Here is a 26,047-nt window from a genome sequence, read left to right on the forward strand (position 1 = left end):
GTCTGAAGGTTAACACCTTATCTTAAGTACTGGCCTTAAACTTTAAGCTTCCTTAATTTTAAGACACATTTTCACAAGACTGGATGGCAACATGTATATGGCTTTTAAGAGCATATATTTCGGATAACTTGCTAATGAATTGGTCTCCCTTATTGCTTTGTTGATATAGGCATAAGGTAATTTTTTATCAGAACTAAGTAAATAGGAAGCGTTACCGAGACTTCTCCAGTAATCTGCCATAAAGTGTGGTTTTGTGGTGGTCTTTGAATTGGTTAAGTATGCTTTAACATGTTCTAATTCTTTATCAACCAGCTCGATACTCATATTTTCAGCATAATTCATTCTTAGTATTTTATTAAACATGAGTTTAGCATTGTTTCGCTTTATAGAACCATTTGGTCCAACCCTGTAATAATACAACAACTCTTTTACTACATGTATCTTAGCATTTTTACTGATCATCCGAAGCCATAATTCTCCATCCTGCACGTAATAAAACCTGATATCGTATAATCCCACCTCCAGCAATTTCTCTTTTTTAACAAAAGCACTTCCGTGAGGAAAGAGTGCCCGATGCTTTAATAAACTTTCTTTATGATCTCTGCACGCCGAAAAACTGACATCCTGATATACAACATTGCCGAGCAAATCAATTACATAGCAATCAGAGCCAATAACATCTACCCAATCATTTTCTTTTGCAAAATTTAATTGTAGCTCTAATCTGTTTGGAGCAGAATAGTCATCAGCATCTTGCCGGGCAATGTATTTACCTTTTGCCAGCAATATGCCTTTGTTTAAAGACTTAGGTAGTCCCAGGTTTTTTCCATTCTCTATAAATCTGATTCTGCTATCAGTCTTTGCAAATCTCTTACAGATCTCTATAGATTGATCTGTTGAGCCATCATCAATAATTATAAATTCAAAATCTTTATACGTTTGCGCCAAAATTGAGTTAATCGCCTGATCGAGGTATTGATCAGAATTATAAACCGACATTAAAACAGTAACTTCCATAATTTGATTGATTTACGATCATTAAATGTTTGCACTTAAAAACCGACTATAAAAATTCACCTCAGTAATGATGTTTTTAGCGATATCGAAATTTGCTTTAGACCATTTTAAGGCATTTTTTCCAAGCATTTCTATCTTCGCATCATCTTGTAATAAGTTGCTGATTTCATGCCCAATCGTATCCAGATTTTCTTGATTTGGCGCCTCGACCATTAAACCATTTATATTATGAGTGATACATTCTCTAATGCCTGGTGCATTCGCCCCAATGCTGGGAATACCACAAGACATTGCTTCTAGCAAAGCTTTTGGATTTCCTTCAAATACCGATAATATGATTGCACATTTTGCCTGATTGTAATACCTGGGCAAATCGATGTTTTCTACTCTTTCTTTCCAGTCGATTGATTTACCACCGTTTGTAGCCTCTTCAACATAATTCCTTAAAGCACCATTGCCTATTATGAGTGTTTTTAGATTAGATTTTTTTACAATCTGCACAATAGCTTCGATGTTTTTTACTTTGTCCAATCGGCCTACAAATATTAAATCGTAAGTTTTGGGCAATGGCATGGGTTTAAAAACGCCCAGGTTTATGTTATTACTCATACACAATATCTTTTTAGGTGTGATATTGTAGTTATTAATAATATAACTGCAAGCTTCGGATGAGGTAGTTAAAATAAGATTGCATAAATGAAAAGCAATCCGTTCCTTAATCTTAGTCAGCCACGGAAGTTCTTTAAAATGAGCTATATAATAACCCATTCTTATAATTAATGGAATATTAAAAAAGAACTTCAACCATAAACCCATCCATGAAGCTGGAAACTGGTTAGTTTTAGATAAGATGACTTTCTTAAAATCACTCCGATAAATAATTAAAGAGATTAGATTGTAAATCAAATTCTGACAGGTAAAAGGAATGTTTTTAGGTATCCAGGATGGCATTTCCAATACCTTAAACCCATCATATTTTGCTACATACTGTTTATCATTACGTCCGTAGCTGTAAATAATCAATTTAAGGTTTAACTTCAAACATAATCTTTCATAATAATCAAGTTCGCGAGATAGTTGTCCCTGATTGTTCCAGATCTCCAAACTTATATTAGGTGTCATTAACAATAACAAACTATTTTTCATAAAACAAATGAGGTGGTTAACTGATATATAGATATTATACTATGTTTTAATTCGAAATCATTCGTCTTAGAGTGAGGAAAATAATTTTGAGGTCAATTGATACATCATGATTGGTAATGTACCTCAGATTATGCTTGATTTTTATTGGGATAATTCGTTGAACATAATAATTCTCAGGATCTTCAGCGTTTGCAAGAAGCTCATTTTCATTAAAAAATTCAACTGATGCCCAGTCTGTTATGCCTGGTTTTACCGACAACACAAAACGTTGGTTATCGGTATACATATCTACATATTTTCTTACTTCCGGACGTGGGCCTACTAAGCTCATCTCACCGCTTAAAACATTAACTAACTGCGGTAGTTCATCTAGTTTATACTTTCTAAGCCAATGCCCTACTTTCGTAATTCTGCTATCATTGTTGCCAATAGTTAAAAGGCTGCCCGTTTTTGTGCTGTAGTACATAGTCCTGAATTTCAACAATTTAAAATCCCGCATATTCCTTCCCACCCTACTTTGCTGAAAAAATATAGGCCCCTTGCTATCCAAAGCCACTAATATCATGATCAAGATAAGCAAGGGCAACAATATGATTAAGCCCAGTCCTGATCCAATTATATCCATAATTCTTTTTGCGTCGATTTTCATACCGCTACAGTGGTTAAAATTTCAGATTGAAGTGCATTATCCCTTGAAATAAATTGAATATTTACAACGCTAATTAGCGAGGTGATGATAAAATTAATTTCTTCTGCAGTTAACTGAGGATAGATTGGAAGGGATATTTCTGTTGCGTAGTTACGATATGCAACAGGATAATTTTTTATATCGTAACCTAAATTTTTAAACACAGTGAGCATTGGCATGGGGATGAAATGCACATTTATCGCTATGCCTAGCAAAGCCATATCATCTATTATTTTATCCCTTTGCTCTTCTGTTAATCCTTTAACACGAACAGGAAACAAGTGATAACAAGATTCCCGGCTTTCGTCAATTAAAGGTGGAGCAATGAACCAGGGTTGACCTTTTAATCCTTGTACATAAAGTTCAGCGATCGTTTTCCTGGCTGGCAAAATGGTTTGCCAGTATTTTCTGATTTGTGCCAGGCCAATAGCAGCGCAAATATCAGGCATGTTTATTTTCATTCCCGGAAAAGCAACATCGTAACGCCATCCTCCGCCTTTTGATTTCGCTAATGCATCTTTGTTTTGCCCGTTTAGCGTAAACATTTTCAGATAACTATACTCTTGTTGAGGTATAAACTGTTTTGGCAGGTTTAAACAAATGCAACCGCCTTCTGCCGTGGTTATATTTTTTACTGCATGAAACGAAAATATAGTAACATCGCTTTTTTTAGCTGCTTGTTGACCATCGTATCTGCTACCAATAGAATGGGCCGCATCAGAAATTAATAAAATTCTGCCTAGCTTGTTTTGATTCTCGCTATTTGGGACAAATTTTTTGGTAACTGAGGGCGATTTAATAATAGCTTTTAAGGAATTGTAATTACAAGGCCAACCGGCAAAATCTACCGCAATTACGGCCTTTGTTTTAGATGTAATTGCTTTCCTAACCTGCTCAGGATCCATGTTAAAATCATCCATAACATCGACCATTACAGGCCTGGCACCACAATGCAACACACTTAAAGCAGTTGCACAATAGGTATAAGCAGGCACAATTACTTCGTCGCCGGGACCTACACCGAACCACTTTAACATCAACATGGCTCCCGATGTCCATGAGTTTACACAAATTGCGGCATCACATCCTGTCAGTGTTAAAATTTCTTGTTCAAAGTCCCTCACTTTGGGGCCAGTCGTGATCCATTTGTTATTAAGTGTATCCAATACTTGATCGATAACTGATTGATCGATATACGGTGGTGAAAATGGAATATTCATAGCGCTTATATAGTTTTTTGGTTTAAAATGTTGATGACAGGAAAAATTAATCAACAATTACTTTGGGACGACAGGGTAATAAAACGGGAAACTGAAAGGGGAATCAGGATACTTTTAGCGTATCTTGTTTCTTTGATTTGAGATTGTATAAGTGCAATACACTAAAGTATAAAAACAAGGTAGGCCCACATCCACTACCTAAAAGCCATTCGTTATGAAATAGAGCATTGATGGAGATAGCCAAAAATGAAAGGCAAAGGCAAACTAAAAGCGCGTAATCTTTATCCTTCAGGTGCGATAGCGCAATCCATGTAATTTTAATAATCTTTCGGTAGATAACGAAGAGTAGTCCTCCTCCTAAAACCAGACCTAAATAGGTTATGAACATTAAATAAGAGTTGTGAGAAGTAACCAAACCGCTTTGGCCTATTCTGAAAACCGGATTACGCCCGGCAACATCCTCCCAGGTTTTATCTGCAAAGATTAAACCGTAAGGGTTAGCGACAAGTATTTTAATGTTTTCGCCCATTAAATCACCTCTATCGCCATCTGATGACCTTTCGTTTTTTGAAAGAATATTTTCTTTTCTTCCGGAGGAAAGATCATCTATGGTAGTTCTAAAACTAAAGGCAACAATTGCAAGAAACCCGAAGATAAAAACAACTTTATGTTTAAAATATAAAAGCCAAAAAAGGATAACTGAGGCACCAACGGCAACTACCGCTGATCGATTCATACCGTATAAAATAATATACGCGCTCAGTCCCAGTGCCAACAATCCTACAGCTATCTTTTGTTTGTAAACAGTTACGGCAACAATTGCAAAACTACATAATGCAGCGATCTGGTATCCAAATGAAAAGATATTTGTTGAAATACCCGATGGCGACTGAACTATAAATTCGCCACCTTTTAACAAACTGCGCAAGCTATCTCCCCGTGAAGGCATGTAATGGTTAAGTACCATCACCAGAGATGAAAAAGCGAGTAAAGCGTAGAAAATTATAATCGATTGTTTAAAGCGATGATAATCTGAAGCAACCACGTAGTTAAAGTACAGCGCGCAAACCATTACAACAACGATTACAACTGAAAAGTACTTAACATCCTGATAGCCTAGAACATATAAAAAAAAGGCAGCTACAAAAAGTACAATTACCTCTGTTTTATAAATGAATACCTCTTCTAAGGGTTTTGCCGTTAAAAAAAGCAGCGGCAAGCCAAACAAAAGTGGGTTTGGCAGTAGTTTTATCATAAATATATTGAATGTTAAAGTATATAAATACAAAAACATCAACAGTAAAATTGCCGCTTTCGGAATCATTGTAGTAAGCTAAAATTTTGAAAAACAATTAAAGTAGTTGACTGATGGTATTGTAAGCGTTCTTAATTTTGAAATCTCTAATCTGAAATAAGAAATACTTCCTTAAGTAGATTTTTAGTAACCCTTTTTTTTGGTATGATGAGTATTTGAAACTATCAATAAGTATATTAAAATCGTTTATCATTTTTCGTTTTCTGATCTTCGGATCGATCATACTCCAGATCCCACCGGGATGGATTCTATAACAACTCATTATTTTGGGCCATACGTAAAGTTTGAGGCCACTGGTGGAGGTGATATAAAGCTTTAAAAAATTGTCTATTGCGATTACTTTATCAACCGACTGACTAGCCCCAAAATTTTTAAATTCATCTGTTGCCCGGAACACTAACGAGGAAGTACGCGTTTCTTCTTTTTTTCCAATCAAAAAATCATCGAATGTATATTCTAATGGAACAATATTCTTTGCCACGTAACAGGTTTCATCCTTATCATCTATTACTCTGGAGTAATGACTGCAGGCAACGAAATCTTGATTATCTTTTAAAAAATCAACCTGTTTTTGAAGTTTATCAGCATCTGTCCAATAGTCATCGCCATCGCAAAAAGCTAAATATTTACCTGTAGCATTTTTCAACACATTGAGCAGGTTTTTTACTCCACCAGCATTTTTTTCGCCCGATAATATTTTGATTAAATCAGGATGCTTGCTTTGATAGTTTTGGATAATTTGTCTGGTATTATCTGTAGAATAATCCTCTCCTATTAAAATTTCAATTTTAAAATCGGTTTTTTGCAGCAAGAATCCCTCAATAGCCTGTGCTATGTATTTTTCCTGGTTATAAGTTATACAACAAACACTTACTGTTATTTCGTTATTTAAACTTTCCATTATAATTAGTTAGGTCTTGTGCCGTTGATTGATTGCTCTAATTGCCTGGTAATTAACATCCCATAATTTTCAACGGTCTGCTCATTTCTTTCAGGCACCAGTTTAGGTACTTTGAAGTAGTTTTGTGTCCTTAACATGGTTCTGCAGATAAAATCTATGTCTGAATTGGTGAGCTTGTGATAGAGTGGTAAGCAGACCACTCTTTTTACCACCGAGTCGCACACGGGCATGGCTACGTTATTTACATAAGGCAGTCCTGACAATGAAGGGTAAAAGTATCTGCGACAATAGATCTTATTCAACTCCAGTTTTTCAAGGCAGGCATGCATTAATTCCTCACTATCGAAAATGATAGGCAAATACGCAAAGTTATAGGTGCTTTCATTATTAATTTTTTGAAAGCTACATTGCAAATTAGTTAAGCGACTTAAGTAATGTAATGATAATGCCTTCCTTCTTTCTAATATTTCGTCTACACATTCCAAATTGCATAAGCCCATAGCAGCATGAACTTCGCTGTTTTTGCCGTTTATTCCTGCACAAGAGTAGGAATCGATGCCGCTAATACCAAAATTTCTGATTGCTGCCATTTTCTTCAAAAGATCAGCGTCTTTGGTAAAGACTGCACCGCCCTCTATGGTATGGAAGAGCTTGGTTGCATGAAAACTGGTTATGCTGATGTCGCCATATTCAAAAACAGATTTGTTTTTATATTTTGTACCAAAACAATGTGCTGCATCATAAATAACTTTTAAAGAATACTTATCTGCAATAGCCTGAATTGCATCTATATCGCATGGATTTCCATACACATGTGTTGCCAGTATGGCTGTAGTTCTCGGCGTTATTGCTGCTTCTATCTGCTTAGGATCAATATTAAAAGTTTCCGAATCAATATCTACGTATACCGGTGTACACCCCTGCCAAATAATGGTATTTGTTGTAGCTACAAAAGAAAATGGTGTTGTAATAATTTCACCCTCTAACTCAAGTGCCTTAATTGCAATTTGCAAAGCTATTGTACCATTAGACAGGTACAATAAATGATCTAAACCGAGGTAATCTTTCAATTTCAACTCTAGATCATTAACTAGCGGACCATTGTTGGTTAGCCATTCTCTATCCCAAATGCTATTCACATAGCTAAGGAAATTCTCTTGTTTAGGGAGAAAAGGTTTAGTTACTGGTATCATCTTTTGAAAATTAAGTTTGTGAAATCTGTTATCGCATTCATTTTTATTAAATAGCTCACTCCCAGATAGACTGTGAAATAAAAACCACTTATGATTAATATTTCGAGTGCGGTTATTAAGATGAAATGTTTTGTTAAAAACACATCAAGAGCATAGCTAAAGGCACCAACGATTATTGAAAGTAAAATGGTTGGTAAAAAATCAAGAACCTGTTCTTTAAAATGGTAATTGATTAGCTTTCCACTGTAAATCGTATTGAGGTAGTAGCTGAAAAAATTGAAAAATAATTGAAAATAAAGCAGGCCATATATACCAAAAGACAGCACACCGAAAATACCGAGAACACTAAGCGATTTTTTGATAAACTCTAAACGTAAAAGAGAATCACTACGTCCTTTTACCTTTAAAATATTTAGATTAAAAGATTGTATAGGATAAATAATACCTGATATGCATAAGATTTGAAAATATGGAACTGCAGGCAACCATTTTTCGGTTAAAACAAGACGAAAAAGAGGTTCAGCAATTATGCATAGCAGAATCAAAATCGGAGCAATCCAAAAAATAAGTTGCTGTATAAGCCTTTTATTTACTGCCTTAAGTTTATGGTCATCATCCGCAATCTTTGAAAACATTGGATAAGTAACGGTATTAACGGTTGATGATATAATGCCAATAGGCAATTGACTCATTGAATCTGCCCGCGAATAAAAACCAAGTTGTGTAGCAGAATAATATTTCCCAATAATTAAGGTGTAAATATTTTGGTAAACTGTATTCAACAAGCCCGAAAGGGTCATCTTGTATCCAAAATGAAAGTGTTTTTTAAAACTACTGTAATCAAACACAAATGTTGGTCGCCAGTCTGAATAAATCCAATGCAATACGGTGGATAAAAGCGAAGTCATTAAATTCATCCATACCAGGCTCCAAACCCCGTAGCCCATTTTTGCTAAAACAATCCCCACTATCCCTCCGCCAATTGATGCAGGAAGTTGTATGTTGGTTTGTGTTTTAAAATCCATGTTTTTAACCAGACATGCACTTTGGATACAAAAAAAACCGTTAATAATTAGCGTCAATCCATACACCCTTACTATTTTGATGAGTATAAGATGATCGTAAAATGAGGCTATTGCCGGAGCTGCAAAAAATAGTATTAGATAAATAACACAGCTGCCTATGAGGTTAAAAAAAAAAACTGTACTGAATTCCTGCTGGCTGGCATCAGCAGTTCTAATTAACGACGAACTTAAGCCGCTATCTGTTAAACTATTGCCTAATGCTACCAGTACAGAAAGCATGGCTATCAAGCCAAATTCTGCTGGCACCAATAACCTTGCAAGTACAATTGTTATTAAAAAACTTATAAGCTTTGTGCCAAATTGCTGACCAACTGACCATATAATACCCGAAAGCGTTTTTTCTTTTAAGCTCATGATCTTTTATAAGCGAGCATTCACAAATTCAATGGGCAAATGCGATTTTATATCATAAACTACCGCATCAGTTTTACATAAACTTTTAAGATCTAAATCATTAAATTCCTGATGGGCTACTGCTAGTAAAACACCATCGTATTGACGATTTATCGATTCCCGGTCTTCACAAACAACACCATAATGAGTTCTGGCTTGTTCAGCATCTGCCCAGGGATCATGAATAGTTACCTTAACTTTATATTCCTGTAGTTTTCTAACAATGTCTATTACTTTGGTATTGCGTATATCAGGGCAGTTTTCTTTAAAGGTGAATCCTAAAATCAACACTTCAGATCCAATGATACACTTGCCATTATAAACCATTTTTTTGATCAACTGTGCCGCTACATAAGCGCCCATACCATCGTTAACGCGACGGCCGGCAAGTATAATTTCGGGGTGATAACCAATTTCCTGAGCCTTTTGAGCCAGGTAATATGGATCTACACCAATACAGTGACCTCCAACTAAACCTGGTTTAAAATTCATGAAATTCCATTTCGTTCCGGCAGCTGCAAGTACCTCGGACGTATCTATGCCTAACTCGTTAAAAATCATGGCCAGTTCGTTTACAAAAGCAATATTAATGTCGCGTTGGGCATTTTCAATTACTTTGGCAGCCTCTGCAACTTTAATGGAAGATGCCTTGTAGGTTCCTGCATTTATAATTGATTTATACAGTTCATCTATTTTTGTGGCCGCTTCGGGAGTAGAACCCGAGGTTACTTTTCTAATGTTGGCAACAGTATGTTGTTTATCTCCCGGATTAATACGTTCAGGAGAATAGCCTACAAAAAAATCTTCATTGAACACTAGTCCTGATTCTTTGGCCAGAACCGGTACACAATCTTCTTCTGTTGCACCCGGGTATACGGTTGATTCGTAAACCACGATATCGCCTTTTTTAAGAACGCTACCTACAAGCAGGCTTGCTTTAATTAGCGGTGTTAAATCAGGACGGTTATTTTTGTCAACCGGCGTTGGCACTGTAATTATGTACACTTTACAAGAGCTCAATTCATCCGTTTTGTTGGTACAAAACAGCCCTTTTGGTGTACTACAACTAAAGCTCAGTACTTTATTAAGCGTTGATTCGTCTATCTCTAAAGTGGAATCATTACCCGCGTTGAGCTCATTAATCCGGCGTTCAAGTATATCAAAGCCAACAACTTTATTTTGTTTCGCAAATTCTACTGCTAGTGGCAGGCCAACATATCCCAGCCCTATCACAGCCATTTTTATAGGTTCTAGTGTCTGTTGCATAATTGTGTAGATTGAATATTGGTTTTTACAATTTGGTTAACTGGGATCTGGGTGATCAATGCGCACTCAAGGTGGTCGAAGCACATGAGCACATTCTGGCCCTGCACTTTTATTATATTACCTTCAAGGTTATGAAACAGACCGCTTTTAATTCTTACTCTATCGCCTGCAGAAAGACCATCCAAGCTAACAACCCGTACATCGTTATAATTTTTTACTACTTCTTTTAGTTGCTCAATCTCTGTGTCTCTAATCACCGCTGGTTTCCCCATGAAATAGACATAATTCATCACCCCCATTGTGTAGCGTACTTTGGTGAGTTCTCTGTCGTCTATCCGAACAAAAACATAACCATTAAATAAAGGTGTAGACACCATTTTTTTTCTGTCAGCCCACTGGTTTTGTACCGTTGTTACAGGGCAAAAACTCTCTATGCCTTGTTCTTGCAACAATTGATCAGTTTTTTTTTCCCAGCGCGGCCTAACATAAATCACAAGCCATTTTTTGTCTAAGGGCCTTCTGCCCGGAATTTGAGGATTCATTTTGTTGATTTAATTAATGAATAGTTAAACTTAGATTGTTCCCCGGCCTGCGTAGCGCCTTTATTAGATGATAAAAGCATTGGTGATATTTATCGTTAAATTATATGGCTTCGCCATATCACTTACAGCAACATTTTTTTTGGGGCGGGAAACTTAATTGGTAATCTGGTATTGATTGGTATTGGTAATCTGGTACTAACTGGTATTCGTAACTTGGTATTATTAATCTGGTAGTTATTCGATTTCGGTGGTTAGTTTTACCTACCCGTAATCACAGTATGGTTTATTCGGTGTTACTATTTTTTTATTCAACTAGATTTATTGGACCTCACAAACAATAAGTTTGATTGGCCTATTAAAATATTGTCTAATTTGTCATGGCATAGCCATAACCACTATAGTTATATTTCTGATTTTTATCCCGTTTGGCATCATTAAAAACCACTAATAGATTTTTAAGTTTATTTTCCTCACTAATATCTTTTAAGATGGATAGCTGATAATTTTTGGTATAATTATACCTCACCAGATAAATACTTACATCAACATAAGAGGCCAAACTAAAAGCATCTGCTACCTGGCCTACGGGTGAGGTGTCGATAATTATATAATCAAACCGATCTTTTAAAGTATCGATAAGTTCACCTACTCTTTCACTCATCATTACCTCAGCCGGCGATTGAGGGATTTCACCGCAACCAATAACACTTACATTTTCGCTTGCTGTAACGGGTTGAATAATGTCCTCAAGACTAATTTTTTCATTTGTTAAGTAATCTGACAATCCTACTGCTGAGGATAGCTTTAGATTATTCAATAGTGCCGGTCTCCTTAAGTCAAATTCAAGGATGACAACTTTTTTATCCAGCATACCTAAAGTAGTTGCCAAATTGATACTAAAAAATGTCTTGCCCTCTCCTTTCATACTAGAGGTTACTAAAATCACCTTATTACTGCCTTCTCTGGTCATGAAACCAAGGTTCATTCTAATGTATCTAAACAGTTCTGATATAGTAGAGCGGTTATCGCGTTGAAAAACGTTTGTTTGTTTATCAAGATTATGAGAAAGTTCACCCAACATTTTTGCTCCGGTTAACTCAATACTTCTTGCATCTTTTACCGTATTATTAAAGAAACCTCTCACATATATGATACTTGCCGGTACAAAGCAACCGAATAAGAAACCACATAAATAAAGTACATTGGTTTTTGGCGATTCTGGTATAGTGTTGTAAGCAGGCTTATCAATAATCTGAAATGTAGGCACTGTAGTAGATAAAGACAAGGCAGTTTCTTCACGTTTTTGAATTAAATACTGATATATACCAGATTTTACACTTTGTTTACGGCTTAATTCCAGTAGTCCACGTTCCAAAAACGGCACAGCTTTACTTTTACCCTTATATTGAGAATAATTGGCAAGTATACCACTGCGTTCAATTTCGTACCCGTTTTTAATGGAATTCAGGTTTTCCAGGATATTTGCTTTTAAGCTTGATAACTGGCCATTTAAGTTAAGTACCAGTGGATTTTCTGCACTTGCTGTACGCAACATCCGGTTTCTTTCTAACTGCAATTCGTTAAACTTTGCAATCATTACGTTTAATACCGGATCTTTGATTCCCATTGCACTGGGTGCTAATGAACTCTCTCCTTGTCTGCTATTAAAATATTTTTCTATTGATCTGATCAGGTTTAACTGAGTTGTTGACGAAGACAACATTTGATCGTATTCGGATGATCTTGAATTATTGAGTTGTGCATCTATACTAACATCAGAGATTTGATTCTGTTGTTTGAAGCTTTCGATGTTCTTTTCTGTGCCAGACAGATCGCTAACTAAAGATTTTAACCTGTCATCTATAAATTTAATGGTATTTTGGGCAATTACTTGTTTGCTGGTATTAATGTGATTATCATATTCCTGTATTAATTCAGTTAATATATCAACACCCCGCTGTGTTAAATTATCATTTATACTTATCACAACTGTATTTGCATCTTTAACTACAGGAAATATTTTAAGATTGGCCAAACTATACGACTCGGTTAATGCGTATAAATCTCTGAATTTAACGGATATATCACCAAAGTCTTGCGTGTAGGCCAAGCCTTTATTAACTCTTATAGAAAAATTCGGAGTCTGTATCACTGAGCCATATGGTACAACTACACTTTTTTGATTATCAACAAATCTAAATAGCGAGTCGCTGATACCTGCAATACTGATGTTTCTTGCATAAGCACTGCTTTTTAGATTAAGTACCTCAACATTTACTGGTAGCGTTTTACCATAAAGCTCTATAGTTTTATAGTTCACTTTCTTATGATAAGTTGTTTCCAGATTCAGTTTGCTTAAAACTTTATAGATTAAGTCTCTTGATTTTAAAATTTCTATTTCATTGTCAACAGTTTTCACCGTTTGAAACATATTTAATTCGCTGAATGCCGTTGTGTTAGACATTGCGGCTCCATTTTTATCATCTTGTATAAGTAATGTACTACTTATCTTATACTGTGGCGAGGTAAGATATATTTTCCCATAAACAAATGCTAATGAAGCAATTATGCAAATTAGAAAATATGGCCAGTTTTTAGCAAACCTTTCGAAGGTTTTAGTAAAATCGTTTAAGCCGTTTAAATTTTGTACCGATCTCATGATGTTAATTTTAATGGTTTATCTATTCAAAACTGATGAGATTAATAACGCTACAGCTGATAAAGAAGCGATTACTATTGGCATCGTACGGGTATTCGAACTAAACTCTACACTTTTTGATTTATCTGGCTCCACATAAACAATATCGTTCTGCTTTAATGTGAAATACGGCGAATTCAGTACATCCCTGCTATTGAGATTAAGCCTCTTCATAATTCGATTTCCGTTTTCTTCTCTTATTATCAAAACATTGTTTCGTTTGCCATAAACAGTCATATCCCCAGCCATTCCAAGAGCCTCTAGTAAATTTATCCCATCTCCCGATATAGTGAAACTAGATGGGTGGTTTACTTCTCCGATTACTGTAACTTTGAAATTCACAATTTGAACATCTACAATTGGCGTTTTTACATACTTCACCAATTTCATTGATAGCATGTCCTGTGCCTCGGCAACTGTTAAGCCCTCAACTTTGACATTTCCTAATACCGGAAAATTAATTTCACCATTTTTGTTTACGGTTTGTCCTGCTCCCTTAGCAAATTCGCTGGCCGAAACATTGACCCCTGTATTGTTGGCGAATAAAACATTAGACTCCTGACTTTGGCTACTTACATTAATTCGAAGTACATCCTTTTGTTGAATCTTTATTGGTTGGTTATCGATTTTTTTCGCGTTAGTTTCATTAGCCAAATCGCTAAAGTAAACCAGATTTCTTGCACCCCCACATCCGCATAAAAGCACGATGCATAAGATGGATAAAAAAGATAAGTGTTTCATAATTTTAGTTTTAGAAGCATTAATCGCTGTTTGTTGAAAACTAAGGTATAGACTTAATTATCATTATTTTCGGGTCTAATTAGTTTGGTAATTAAAATGTATAAGTAATGTAAAGCTTTACAGCTATCGAGCTTTTTTATTAGTGATTGACCTGAATGGGGTTGTTTTAAAACAAAAAGTTTACACTTGCCATTTTACATTCCTATACACACTACCAATTTTAGTTTTGAAAGTTGTCTGAAAAAAGCGCGCAAATCGTCGAACTTTTCTCTAAACGAAAATAATTTTAGGCAGATATGCACCTTGCAATCCTGCTAAATCTGGAAAAAATGTAAAAAATAAAATAGCGAGTTGTGAAAAATAAATTGTCTTTACTCTTGTCATTATTAACCTTGGATAATAATGAAATCCCTGGTCGCTTTTTGTGATCTTCAAATAAAATATCATGTCGATCATACACAGACACAAGTATCATAGAGTCAATTAAAACACTTTGGTTAGATACCTATTACAGATGAATAAAGGTTTAAAATGTGAGCTGAAAACAGTTATTACTTTCCTAAAATATGCATGAATAGCTCATTTGTTGATTTGCCTTTGCTTTCTTCTTATATGTCTGTCTTATTATAAACCAATTAAAGAAAGGCTAAATAGGTTTTCAAATTGATAAAAGGAATCGTTGAGAAGTGATCATTGGTTATGCTGTCATTTTTTTTTAATTACCCTAGATCCTCCCTTTTTTTTCGACCGGTTTAAGGATAATAGAATTCATATTTATAACCAAATCTTTAAAAAACTCTACTTAATTGTAAATTTTATCTTCAAAAAACGTACTGTTGTTTAAGATCATTCCCTGAAACTGGTGTGCATACTTAAAAAGTGTAGTTATATAAGCTCGTGTCAGACCATTTTTGGAGCTTAAATCTATAAGAAAACATGTGTTAGAGGGAACAATGATCTTTCGTATAACCTCACTTCCAACTCTGCATTTCTGTAAGGTAAAAATGAAAAATCGCTATATCTTATAGCCTTTCCTAGACGGTTCAAAATTTTACGGAAAGCTCAATACAGGAAGCCAGAAGCCCAGGGTATTTTGGCAACCAATAGCATAGATGCCTGATGTTGAAACGTAGTTCTTTTAGGATTACAAAAAGATATGTGGGTATATTTCCCTGATCTTTAAAACCGGTCATATCTTTTAAAACGCCTATTTCCAAATATTTATTCAAATTAGATTATAACCAATTGCTTATAGCATCCAGTTATCTTCATGCTGAGATTCTTAATTCGCCTTAAATATAAGTTTACATAAAACGTATAATTGACATCATGAAGATTACAATTCCAACCAATATCTTAAGTTAACGACTATTAAAGGGTATATTGACTTGGATTAAATTTCCCGATTAAAAATGAAAAGAATTCTGATCATTGAAAATAATGCAGACTTGTTGTCAAGTTATACAGAAATCCTAACAAAAACAGGATTTGAAGTACTTATCGCTCTTTATGGTGATACAGGAATAAATGAGGCTATAACGAAAGTACCTGACTTGATTTTATGCAACACTTTAATACCACACATTGATGGATTTGGTGTGTTAGCTGTTCTTTCTAAGAATTCGGCAACCGCGCACATTCCATTTATATTTGTTAGCCACACAGCTAAATCAACAAACTTTAGAAAAGGAATGGATATGGGTGCTGATGATTTCATTACTCGTCCTTTTCGCGACAATCAATTGATTAAGGCTGTAGAAGCAAGACTCATCAAATCAAAATCACGCGTTGATGCCAGTCAGTCGTTACCCGAATCGTCTGATAACAAATTTCTCATTGAAAAAGGCATAGATCAACTCCAGGAAACTATTCTGCAAAGCAATTTTAGGCGAATAAAAAAAAAGCAGGTTTTATACTCCGAAGGTGATTACAACCAGGGTATTTATTTCTTGAAAGAAGGATGTATTAAAACCTTTAAGGTAAATAGTGATGGCCGACAGTTGATCACAAACATATACAACAGCAACAGTTTAATCGGATTGGGTTATTTAATGATAGATGGTCCACTTGGCGAAAGTGCCGAAGCAGTTGAATATTCTTCAGTTTATTTTATAGCAAAAAAAACAATTTTAGATTTACTAAAAGCAGATACCAATCTTAACCATTACATTATCCGGATGTTATCTAGTGATTTGGCACATAAAAATGATCGGTTGGTTGAATTAGCATACGAGTCGGTTAGAAAAAGACTTTCAAAAATAATTATCCAATTAAATAAAAATTCTTTTCCAATTAATGAAGTAGAAATTTCTAGAGACGAACTTGCAGGGCTAGCTGGAACAGCTACTGAAACGGTAAGCAGAATATTGACTGATTTTAAGCAACTGGGCTTGATAAAAAGAAACGGAAATTTCATCAATATTACTAATTATGAAGGATTAAGTAGAAGTTCAAATATATTATTCATGCTGCCTTTTTTTGAAGTATTTTGCGAATTTGTAAATCATATTTTACGCTAATGGTCAACAATTCCTATGATAGATATCATTGTCTGCCCCGAGGAAACTCGGTAGCTTGGATCATTAATTATGGGAAATATACTTTTCGCTACGGATTTATCGACAAGTTCAATCTCTGCAATGAACTTCGCCTATACCCTATCTCAAGTCAATGAGTGTAAGCTGATTGTTGTTCACGTTTACCAGGTTGCGAAACCCAAAACATGGCGTATGCACCGGTTTGAAGATTATGTAAAAAGCAGAAGGGAATTTCTGCTCAATAAGCTTAATAAGTTCTTATCAAAAGGGCTTAAAACTGATCATACACTATTAAATATCGAAATTCATCTTAAAGCAGGAAATAACGTTGTTAATTCAATTCTCAATATTACTTCCAAATTTCAGTGTGATTTTTTATGTATTGGTACGAGAGGAAAATCTAATGCGATTATCGGTACAACGGCGAGCAAACTTATCGTTGCTTCACCAGTACCCGTTGTCAGCATCCCCAGCAGGCAGTCTGTGAAAAAGTTAACCAATATTTGTTACGCCAGCAACATGGTAAACTATCAAAAAGAAATTAAAAAAGTTATTGCATTTGCTGAGCCATTGGATGCTGCAGTAAGTATGTTACACATCGCTGATCCAGAAGAAAATTTTCCAAAATCTAGCGCAGTAGAAACCAGGTTGCTAAAAAAAACCGAAAGAAAAATCAAAGTTAAATATGTTAAGCGAAATCCTGCAAATACATTATGTGAAGATATTAACTTTGCTGTAAAAAAAATAAAACCTGACCTAATGGTTTTTTTTATTCATCGTTCACAATCCTATTGGAATGCGATGTTTCATCCATCCAATATCAAGCCGTTATCCTTTTATGCAAAAATTCCGATCTTAAGTTTTAAAAAATAAATTTTTATACTTGAGGTACTATCTTTGAGAAGATAATATTTGAAAGTGCAGAGGCAAGCCCATTTAACCTTTTTGCATTTTCCAGATGCCAAAATTTATACTTCGTTGTGTAAATACCTGCCAGTAATGGGCCTATAACATAGAGATTGTCGTTCGCTGCTAAGCTTTCATCAACAGCAAGGCCCATGCCATTTTCGTTTATTTTTAATAGCTCTGTGTCTAACAGATTTTTGATCAGTGTGGTTGATGTCTTTGCAATATGTTCTGCTCCTGTACAGTTAATGACGATGGGAAAAGCATCCTCATATTCCTTTTCGATAACAGTATCGGTTGCTTTATAGGTAAAGATTAGTCCTCCGTTATTGTTCTGTTCATCGCATAGCTTAATGAATCTGCCTTTTAAAAAATGAAGTTTCCCAGTTTTTACCAGCTCAGCTTCCGCAATGTAATAATCCTCACTGGTGCGTCGGGTAATCCGCGTGTACGACCAACCATGTGTCCTAAAAAACTTCAATGCTTCTGTATCACTCAGCTTTTTCTGTATTTTAAAAAATCTTTCATTTAAACTGTAAAGTATTTTTCCAGCCGAAAGCTGATTCTCAAGCGCATTTTTAACATCTTTTTCAATGGCATCCATTAATGCATCAGCAAAATAGTTTTCTTTTTCCTCGAGATCTTTTAAATGCTTAAGGATATGATCATGATCTGAATTTACATCCAGTCTGTCAGGCAATCCACTGCTTGATAAGATCACTATCTTATTGAAACTGTCTTGATTTATCTTATTGCGTTTGTTTAAAAGGTATACCATTTCGGATGCGCTGGCGTTAGAACCAGTGATCAAAATATTCCTAATTGGCGGTGGTAATAATTTAAGGGCTGCATCTAATTTATTTAGGGTTGCATCTAATGAAGGCTCATAAATATCCTCAATATTTAAAAAACGATTGGATGAGTTGCCATTCATATGGCTTATATCCAGGCCGCCGGTACTTAAAACCAAGACATTGGTACTTATAAAAAGCCGCTCTCCCACCGATATCATTTCAACAGTGTATTGATTTTTATTTTGCTTTACAGCATTAATAACTTCACCGCAAATCAGGTCGATATTAGCAAGGTTGTCTGCTTTACACTCAGCAATTATATTCTCTAATTTTTGAGCCAAATATATACCGTATAAAAAACGTGGAATATAAACGCCATCTACATCAGCGTGATCCAATTTATCAGAACAGGATAATATCCAATTATTTAAGACCTCTTTTTCTTGCGCTGTTATTGCCCCTTGATCTCCACTTCTGAATTTTTCTAACCATTGAAAAAAAACAGGTTTCTCTTCTTCTAAAAAGAAATCTTTTACAGGATTGATGGTAAGAGAATGAACCGACGCACGGTTTCCATAAGCAATGCCCTTCCAAAACTCATTATTCTTTTCAATTACAGCAATGTTGATTCCATTATTAAAAAAGGAATGCTTCCGGATTTTGGAAAGAATATTATAAAGGGTTACCGACGAGGATAACCCGCTGCCAATAAAAACAATATCATAAATTTCCATAAGGAGTACACCTATATAATTTCTAATACAATATACTCGTTTTCTATCAGTTATTAAAAGTCAAATTAAAAATTGTAAAGTCGGTTTCAGCGGTGTAAAGTGGTTGTTCCTATAGCAAATTGCTATGCCGGGCGGACAAAAAAAAATCGGAAGAAAAATCTTCCGATAATTACTGGCCATGGCCACTGTATATGTTTTAAAATTCCGAGATTTTATGATTTTATTACACTACTATCGGCACTTTTTTGTAGTTGTACATTAATACGCTTCAACACATCATCAATATCAAAAGGTTTGCTAATGTAGTCATCAGCAAAGGCATCAATAGCTTTCTGCTCACTGTTATTTTGTGCCGACATAACAATAATCGGGATGTGTTTTGTAAAAATATCTGTTTTTAAATCTTCGCATATTTCTGCGCCGTTACCATCAGGCAGCATCACATCAAGCAGGAAAAGATCGGGCATTGCATCCTGGATATTCTTTTTTAACTCTGCAAATGATGATGAAAGCTGTAATTCAAATCCTTCATCGCTCAGCAGAATTTCAATAACGTTTCTGATCTCCTGATCATCCTCTAAAATGTGTATTCGTTTTTTTCCCATGTTCAAATTATAATGTTTTGGTTTAACCGTTAGCATGGCTTTCGCTATACGATCGTAACAGTAACACCCAAACCCTCTAAATGTTTTACAATTTGTTCAGAAATTCCTTTATCGGTTATAATGTGATCAATTTCTTCCAAACCGCATATTTTTCCAAAGCCCCTTTTGCCAAATTTGGTCGAATCGGCCAGAACAATTGTTCTTTGCGAAGCGCCAATCATTTTTCTGTTTAAATGGGCTTCCATAGCGTTTGTGGTTGTTAACCCGAAATCCAGATCTATCCCATCTACACCTAAAAACAGTTTATTAAAATAAAAATCCTGCAAAACCTGCTCGGCATAAGCACCCATTACTGATGATGAGCTTTTTCTTAGCAAACCACCCAGCTGAATTACTTCTATGCTGGGCTCGCGCATTAACTCAAGCGCAACATTTAAAGCCGATGTTACCACAGTTAAATTTGTGGCAGGGGCAATATTTTTGGCAAAATAAAGTACGGTGGTACCCGAAGCGATTACAATCGAATCGTTATCGTTTAACATACCCGCTGCAGCAATGCCTATTTTATTTTTTTCAGTTGATTGCAGTTTTTCTTTCTCATTCACAGGCCTGTCAACCGTGTAGGGGTTATTTACAGTTGCCCCACCATGTGTTCTGAAAAGCAGGCTCTTATCTTCAAGTAGTTTTAAGTCCTTTCTTATTGTTACAGACGAGACTTTCAGTTCCTTACACAAATCAACCACGTTGATGTATTGATCACGTTGCAGGCGACTTAAAATAAACTGATGCCTCTCAGCCAAATTCATCATAGCATATCTAATTAAATCGCTGCAAAATAACAATAAAAACAAGCTTTAACATATTTTATATAAATAATTAATAAAATTTTAACCCGCTTATTATATTATTTCGATTATGATTTCTTATAATTGCGTATTGTTTCGTTTTATTATTTTTGAAAACACAACGAAAGCAATTAAACATAAGCGTTCGTAATTAAAGGATGAGACCAATGAAGAGATTACATCAACATATACTTGCCGAAAACATCAATTGGGACCTCATTATTATTGGCGGAGGGGCTACCGGTTTGGGGACGGCCTTAGATGCCGCCAGCCGTGGACTTAAGACCTTACTGGTAGAGCAATCGGATTTCGCTAAAGGAACATCAAGCAGGAGTACCAAACTCGTGCATGGAGGAGTGCGCTACCTGGCGCAGGGTGATATTGCCCTGGTGAGGCATGCTTTGAAAGAACGCGGGTTGTTACAGCAAAATGCCAGACACCTGGTGGATAAAGAAGCATTCCTTATCCCCTGCTACAATTGGTTTTCTACACTCAAATACCTGGCCGGATTAACGCTATACGACTGGCTTTCGGGCAAATACAGTTTTGGAAAATCGAAATACTTTTCAAAAAAAGAAACACTAAGCATGATGCCGGGCATCAAGGAAAAGGGCTTAAAAGGCAGCATCAGATATTACGACGGCAAATTTGATGATGCCCGCTTAGCCATCAATATTGCACAAACCGCTGTAGAAAACGGAGCTGTTTTACTAAACTACACCAAAGTTACCGCTTTATTAAAAAGCGAGGGCGACGCAGTTACAGGTATTGAAACTGAAGATGTACTCACCGGAGAAAAAGCCAGACACCATGGAAAAGTGATAATTAATGCCACAGGCGTTTTTGTTGATGATATCTTACAAATGAATAACCCCAATGCAAAAAAACTGGTACGTCCGAGTCAGGGGGTGCACATTGTGTTGGATAAAAGCTTTTTAAACAGCGAATCTGCGCTGATGATTCCAAAAACATCGGATGGAAGGGTATTATTTGCTGTTCCGTGGCACGAACATTTACTTGTGGGCACCACCGACACCCCTTTGGACGAACATAGTCTTGAACCCAGAGCTTTAAAAGAAGAGGTCGATTTTATTATGGCTACCGCAACCAGTTACTTTAAGCGTAAGCCATTAGAAACAGATATCCTCAGCGTTTTTTCGGGTTTAAGACCGCTTGCTGCGCCTACAAACAACAACGGCAACAGCACCAAAGAAATTAGCCGCGATCACAAACTAATGGTATCGGCAAAAGGCTTAATTACCATTACTGGCGGTAAATGGACCCCCTACCGCCGTATGGCTGAGGAAACGGTTGACCTCGCCATTTCGCACGCCGGTCTCGAAGCGAAAGCATGTGTAACAGAAAATTTAAAAATCCACGGCAGCACCGATATTAAAGGAGATCATTACCTGGATACTTTTGGCTCAGACCGTGATAGAATCGAGGCATTGATACAGGAAAATCCTAATCTGGCTGAGAAACTGCACAAAGATTTCCCATACACCTGTGCCGAAGTAGTATGGTCGGCAAGGAACGAAATGGCCGAAACTGTAGAGGATATTTTAAGCAGGAGATTGCGCATCTTATTTATTGATGCGCAGGCAGCAAAAGATATGGCGCCTAAAGTGGCCTCGCTCCTTGCGCAAGAATTATCAGCTGATCCCGACTGGGAAGCAAATCAGATTGAAACTTTTAATACCTTAGCCAACGGTTATATTTATTATCCAATACATATAAAAAGCGGAAAGGCTTTAGCCCACTAACCAAATTCTTAATTATGAGCAAGTACATCCTGTCTCTCGATCAGGGAACCACAAGTTCGAGAGCAATTATTTTTGATCACAATGGCGACATTATAGCCATAGCGCAGCGCGAATTCACGCAAATTTATCCCCAGGCAGGCTGGGTGGAACACGATCCGATGGAAATATGGTCTACACAACTGGCCGTTGTAACTGAAGTAATTGTCAAAGCCGGCCTAACCGTGAGTGATATCGACTCGATCGGGATTACCAACCAGCGCGAAACAACAGTGGTTTGGGATAGAGAAACCGGTATGCCAGTACACAATGCTATTGTATGGCAAGACCGACGCACTTCTGCTTACTGCGATGAAATTAAAGCCAAAGGTCTATCGGGTAAAATACAGAAAAAAACCGGACTGATTATAGATGCCTATTTTTCGGCCACCAAAGTAAGATGGATCCTCGAAAATGTAGCAGGTGCCAGAGAAAAAGCCGAAGCAGGTAAGCTTGCTTTCGGAACCATTGACAGCTGGCTGATCTGGAAATTAACCGCAGGCGAAAAACACGTTACCGATGTAACCAATGCCTCGCGTACCATGATTTACAACATTCACACTTTAGGCTGGGATGATGAATTACTGGAGCTATTTGGTATTCCGAAACAGATGCTGCCAACAGTTAAATCATCGAGTGAAGTATACGGCGAAACAGCAGGTAGGATTCTGGCTGCAAAAATACCTATTGCAGGGATTGCAGGCGATCAGCAATCGGCTTTATTTGGCCAGATGTGTACCGAAGTGGGTATGGTAAAAAACACCTACGGCACCGGCTGTTTTATGTTGATGAATATCGGAACGACACCCAAAATTTCGGAAAATAATTTACTAACCACCATTGCCTGGCAGATTAACGGTGAAGTACAATATGCTTTGGAGGGCAGTATTTTTATTGGTGGAGCAGTAGTACAATGGCTGCGCGATGAAATGGGTTTAATTTCCAAATCGGCGGATGTAGAAACTTTAGCTAAAAAAGTAAAAGATACCGATGGTGTTTACGTAGTGCCGGCCTTTGCGGGTTTAGGTGCACCACACTGGGACCAACATGCACGCGGAACCATTACCGGCTTAACCCGCGGCACCAATAAATCGCACATTGCACGCGCTGCGCTTGAAAGCATTGCCTACCAAACCATGGATGTTTTAAAAGCTATGGAAGCCGATGCCGGTGTAAACATTGCCGAACTACGTGTAGATGGTGGCGCTACCGCCAATAACCTTTTAATGCAGTTCCAGGCCGATTTGTTGAATTGTAAAGTGATCAGGCCAAAAGTAACTGAGGTTACAGCAATTGGTGCAGCTTATCTGGCCGGTTTAGCTACCGGTTTCTGGGAAAACATCGACCAAATCAGATCGCAGTGGAAAATAGATACCACTTTTGTAGCTGAGGAAGGTGTAGACAATACTGCCCGAATAAAAGGCTGGAACAGGGCTGTAAAAGCAGCCAGGGTAAACGCAGAAGATTAAAAATAAGATATTCGCTAAGAAATTTAACGTATGAACATATATCTCGCAGAATTTATTGGCACCGCACTCATGATCCTTTTAGGTAATGGTGTGGTAGCCAATGTTGTACTTAAAGGTACAAAAGGAAACAATGGTGGCTGGATTTCCATTACCACCGCCTGGGCACTGGCCGTATTTGTAGGTGTAGTAGTAGCCGGGCCATACAGTGGTGCACACTTAAACCCTATTGTTACTTTGGGTTTAGCCATAGGCAAAGGTTTTAGCTGGTCTTTAGTACCTTTTTATATCCTGTCGCAATTAGCTGGAGCCATGGTGGGTTCATTTCTGGTATGGGTAATGTATAAAGACCATTTCGATGCTACCGAAGATCAAGGGTTAAAAGCCGCTCCATTTGCCACTGCTCCGGCCATCAGAAATAATGCTTCCAATCTGGTTTCAGAAATTATTGGCACATTCGTGCTCATATTCGTAATCTTTTATTTCACCGATGCGAGCATGGGTACCAAAGAAAATACTACACCAATTGGATTAGGTTCGCTTGGCGCTATACCTGTTGCATTTTTGGTTTGGGTAATTGGTTTGGCCTTAGGTGGTACTACGGGTTATGCCATCAATCCGGCCAGGGATTTAGGTCCAAGGATTATTCATGCACTGATTCCAATGAAAGGTAAAGGTAGCAGCGGCTGGGACTACGCCTGGGTGCCGATAATTGGCCCAATAGTCGGCTCAACTTTAGCGGCAGTAGTTTACCTGCTCATGCACAAATAAGCCAATCGTCATCTCGACCGAAGCAAAGCATAGTGGAGAGATCTTTAATCAGATTTCTCCACTATACGCTAAAAGACGATCCTCTTCAAAATACGCTCATTACTGAAATGCAGCCTTCCCTACCTGTTCATCGCCCAGGTAAACCCAAATTGCACCTTTCAGGTATTTGGTAAAAGAATCTTTCATATCTGCTAAGGTTACTTTATTAAAGTTAGGCACCATATCTTCCACCAGTGTGTAACTTCCCAATACTTCAGCCTCACCCAAATCTTCTACAATTGAGCTTGCACTTTCCTGGTGCCTGTAGTAACCATCACGATGGTCTTTTTTCAAAGCATCGAGGTAACGCTGACTGTATTTTCCTTCTTTGATGTTGTTGTAAACAGTAATCATAGCCTTAAAAGCTTTCTTGGGTTGCGTGGTGCTTACAAACATAGAACTATACGGAATCTGCTGTGTCTTAATGGTAGCACCCGGCGCGTAAGACAAGCCTAAACGCGTTCTCAACTCATAGTTCATGCTTCCGCTTAATGCATTAATAATCAACACAAAAGCATGATAGTCGGGACTGTTCATGGTGGGTGCATTCATGATGCAGCTCATGTAATTGGTGGCAATATCCCTTTGTTCAACTACCAGACGCTCGCCGGTTAACATTTTACGATCGTAAACCGGAGGTGTGTAAGGTTTTCCTTTAAGCTCCTTAAAAGATGCCTGTATTTTTTGTTCCAAAGCTTCTTTGGTAATCTTACCGGCCACAACCAGAAACATTTTGTTTTTGTTTAACAACTCGTTATGGTAATAATTACTCACCATTTCGGCGGTAAAGCCACCTACCGTTTTACTATTCCCCAATGGATTAATGCTGTACGGCGAATCTTTAAACATGCTTTCCATGCTCATTTGTTCAACCCTGGTTTCGGGATCAGACTGACTGTGGTAAATAGCCGAGATCATCCGCTCTTTGGTAGTCTGAAATTCAGTTTTATCAAAAGCCGGATTCACCACAGCATCCGAAAACAGCTTCCATCCCTGATCCAGGTATTTGGAAATACAGTTCATGCTGATGGTGCCATAATCTGTTGTAGATGAACCTGAAATAGCGATTCCGTATTCATCGGCCAGTTCCTGATAATCGACCACACTATAATTTTTAGTGCCGCAGGTGGCCGCCGATGCTAAAGCCAGGTTTTCTATTCCCGCTTGTTCGGCAGTATAATTCATTACACCACCCTTAAAAAACATGCTAATGCTAACCGTTTCTTTTTCAGTGGGTTTTAAAATTACTTTCAAGCCATTAACATCAAATGAAATCGCTTTGGTTTGGGCATCGCTATATTGGAATAATGCCACAAAGGCAATAAAAAATATAATTCTTTTCATGA

At 36.9% G+C, this 26,047-nt stretch carries 22 protein-coding genes; 6 read left to right on the forward strand and 16 right to left on the reverse strand.

Annotated elements, in window-relative coordinates; genetic code table 11:
* Positions 1 to 42: 42 nt before the first annotated feature.
* From HWV58_RS07095 to HWV58_RS07115, 5 genes are all read right to left on the reverse strand, one after another.
* Positions 43 to 1,017, reverse strand: coding sequence for a glycosyltransferase family 2 protein (locus HWV58_RS07095; protein ID WP_175633417.1), 975 nt, complete (start codon positions 1,015 to 1,017; stop codon positions 43 to 45).
* 21 nt (positions 1,018 to 1,038) lie between these two features.
* Positions 1,039 to 2,163 (reverse strand): glycosyltransferase, encoded by a 1,125-nt coding sequence (locus HWV58_RS07100; protein ID WP_175633418.1) that lies wholly within the window; start codon positions 2,161 to 2,163, stop codon positions 1,039 to 1,041.
* 46 nt (positions 2,164 to 2,209) lie between these two features.
* Entirely contained in the window at positions 2,210 to 2,812 is a 603-nt protein-coding gene (locus tag HWV58_RS07105) for a sugar transferase (protein WP_175633419.1), read from the reverse strand.
* Positions 2,809 to 4,071 (reverse strand): DegT/DnrJ/EryC1/StrS family aminotransferase, encoded by a 1,263-nt coding sequence (locus tag HWV58_RS07110; protein ID WP_175633420.1) that lies wholly within the window; start codon positions 4,069 to 4,071, stop codon positions 2,809 to 2,811. Before HWV58_RS07110 ends, HWV58_RS07105 begins: the two co-directional genes overlap by 4 nt.
* A gap of 103 nt (positions 4,072 to 4,174) precedes the next feature.
* The gene (locus tag HWV58_RS07115; protein ID WP_175633421.1) at positions 4,175 to 5,116 is read right to left on the reverse strand and encodes an O-antigen ligase family protein; all 942 of its coding nucleotides are present in this window, start codon (positions 5,114 to 5,116) and stop codon (positions 4,175 to 4,177) included.
* A gap of 127 nt (positions 5,117 to 5,243) precedes the next feature.
* Here HWV58_RS07115 and HWV58_RS07120 point away from each other — a divergent pair, with 127 nt between their 5' ends.
* On the forward strand, positions 5,244 to 5,408 hold the full coding sequence (locus HWV58_RS07120; RefSeq protein ID WP_175633422.1) for a hypothetical protein: 165 nt from the start codon (positions 5,244 to 5,246) through the stop codon (positions 5,406 to 5,408).
* 15 nt (positions 5,409 to 5,423) lie between these two features.
* On the opposite strand, the gene HWV58_RS07125 is transcribed toward HWV58_RS07120, so the two are convergent.
* The 7 genes from HWV58_RS07125 to HWV58_RS07155 all read right to left on the reverse strand — a co-directional run bounded on the left by HWV58_RS07125 (position 5,424) and on the right by HWV58_RS07155 (position 14,205).
* Positions 5,424 to 6,287 carry a glycosyltransferase family 2 protein gene (locus HWV58_RS07125; RefSeq protein ID WP_175633423.1) on the reverse strand — a complete coding sequence of 288 codons (864 nt, stop codon included), beginning with the start codon at positions 6,285 to 6,287 and terminating at the stop codon, positions 5,424 to 5,426.
* Between the two features lie 5 nt (positions 6,288 to 6,292).
* Positions 6,293 to 7,480 carry a DegT/DnrJ/EryC1/StrS family aminotransferase gene (locus tag HWV58_RS07130; RefSeq protein ID WP_175633424.1) on the reverse strand — a complete coding sequence of 396 codons (1,188 nt, stop codon included), beginning with the start codon at positions 7,478 to 7,480 and terminating at the stop codon, positions 6,293 to 6,295.
* Positions 7,477 to 8,919 (reverse strand): lipopolysaccharide biosynthesis protein, encoded by a 1,443-nt coding sequence (locus HWV58_RS07135; RefSeq protein WP_175633425.1) that lies wholly within the window; start codon positions 8,917 to 8,919, stop codon positions 7,477 to 7,479. Before HWV58_RS07135 ends, HWV58_RS07130 begins: the two co-directional genes overlap by 4 nt.
* A 6-nt stretch (positions 8,920 to 8,925) precedes the next feature.
* On the reverse strand, positions 8,926 to 10,224 hold the full coding sequence (locus HWV58_RS07140; RefSeq protein WP_175633426.1) for a nucleotide sugar dehydrogenase: 1,299 nt from the start codon (positions 10,222 to 10,224) through the stop codon (positions 8,926 to 8,928).
* Positions 10,209 to 10,766 (reverse strand): UpxY family transcription antiterminator, encoded by a 558-nt coding sequence (locus HWV58_RS07145; RefSeq protein WP_175633427.1) that lies wholly within the window; start codon positions 10,764 to 10,766, stop codon positions 10,209 to 10,211. The genes HWV58_RS07140 and HWV58_RS07145 overlap by 16 nt, the downstream gene beginning before the upstream one ends.
* Before the next feature lie 367 nt (positions 10,767 to 11,133).
* Entirely contained in the window at positions 11,134 to 13,425 is a 2,292-nt protein-coding gene (locus HWV58_RS07150) for a GumC family protein (protein ID WP_175633428.1), read from the reverse strand.
* A gap of 18 nt (positions 13,426 to 13,443) precedes the next feature.
* Positions 13,444 to 14,205, reverse strand: coding sequence for a polysaccharide biosynthesis/export family protein (locus tag HWV58_RS07155; protein WP_175633429.1), 762 nt, complete (start codon positions 14,203 to 14,205; stop codon positions 13,444 to 13,446).
* Positions 14,206 to 15,617: 1,412 nt separating this feature from the next.
* Between HWV58_RS07155 and HWV58_RS07160 the strand changes: the two genes are divergently transcribed.
* Together HWV58_RS07160 and HWV58_RS07165 are read left to right on the forward strand one after the other, a co-directional pair.
* Positions 15,618 to 16,724, forward strand: a complete 1,107-nt coding sequence (locus HWV58_RS07160; RefSeq protein ID WP_175633430.1) for a response regulator — start codon at positions 15,618 to 15,620, stop codon at positions 16,722 to 16,724.
* Positions 16,725 to 16,793: 69 nt separating this feature from the next.
* Positions 16,794 to 17,615, forward strand: coding sequence for a universal stress protein (locus HWV58_RS07165; protein WP_175633431.1), 822 nt, complete (start codon positions 16,794 to 16,796; stop codon positions 17,613 to 17,615).
* Positions 17,616 to 17,619: 4 nt separating this feature from the next.
* Here HWV58_RS07165 and HWV58_RS07170 read toward each other — a convergent pair whose 3' ends face one another.
* From HWV58_RS07170 to HWV58_RS07180, 3 genes are all read right to left on the reverse strand, one after another.
* Complete coding sequence (locus HWV58_RS07170; RefSeq protein ID WP_175633432.1) at positions 17,620 to 19,176, reverse strand: FAD/NAD(P)-binding protein; 1,557 nt, start codon at positions 19,174 to 19,176, stop codon at positions 17,620 to 17,622.
* A gap of 212 nt (positions 19,177 to 19,388) precedes the next feature.
* A complete protein-coding gene (locus HWV58_RS07175; protein ID WP_175633433.1) occupies positions 19,389 to 19,781 on the reverse strand; it encodes a response regulator transcription factor in 393 nt (130 codons plus the stop codon).
* A gap of 44 nt (positions 19,782 to 19,825) precedes the next feature.
* Positions 19,826 to 20,590 (reverse strand): DeoR/GlpR family DNA-binding transcription regulator, encoded by a 765-nt coding sequence (locus HWV58_RS07180; RefSeq protein ID WP_175633434.1) that lies wholly within the window; start codon positions 20,588 to 20,590, stop codon positions 19,826 to 19,828.
* A gap of 194 nt (positions 20,591 to 20,784) precedes the next feature.
* Between HWV58_RS07180 and HWV58_RS07185 the strand changes: the two genes are divergently transcribed.
* From HWV58_RS07185 to HWV58_RS07195, 3 genes are read left to right on the forward strand one after another with little or no spacing between them, the layout of a single operon-like run.
* Positions 20,785 to 22,389, forward strand: a complete 1,605-nt coding sequence (locus HWV58_RS07185) for a glycerol-3-phosphate dehydrogenase/oxidase (RefSeq protein WP_175633435.1) — start codon at positions 20,785 to 20,787, stop codon at positions 22,387 to 22,389.
* 14 nt (positions 22,390 to 22,403) lie between these two features.
* On the forward strand, positions 22,404 to 23,894 hold the full coding sequence (gene glpK / locus HWV58_RS07190) for a glycerol kinase GlpK (RefSeq protein WP_175633436.1): 1,491 nt from the start codon (positions 22,404 to 22,406) through the stop codon (positions 23,892 to 23,894).
* Between the two features lie 30 nt (positions 23,895 to 23,924).
* Positions 23,925 to 24,662: an MIP/aquaporin family protein gene (locus tag HWV58_RS07195; protein ID WP_175633437.1), complete on the forward strand. Its 738-nt coding sequence runs from the start codon at positions 23,925 to 23,927 to the stop codon at positions 24,660 to 24,662.
* 99 nt (positions 24,663 to 24,761) lie between these two features.
* On the opposite strand, the gene HWV58_RS07200 is transcribed toward HWV58_RS07195, so the two are convergent.
* The gene (locus HWV58_RS07200) at positions 24,762 to 26,045 is read right to left on the reverse strand and encodes a M16 family metallopeptidase (protein WP_175633438.1); all 1,284 of its coding nucleotides are present in this window, start codon (positions 26,043 to 26,045) and stop codon (positions 24,762 to 24,764) included.
* Between the last annotated feature and the right edge of the window lie 2 nt (positions 26,046 to 26,047).

The sequence above is a fragment of the Pedobacter ghigonis genome (assembly GCF_903166585.1).
Taxonomy (GTDB): domain Bacteria; phylum Bacteroidota; class Bacteroidia; order Sphingobacteriales; family Sphingobacteriaceae; genus Pedobacter; species Pedobacter ghigonis.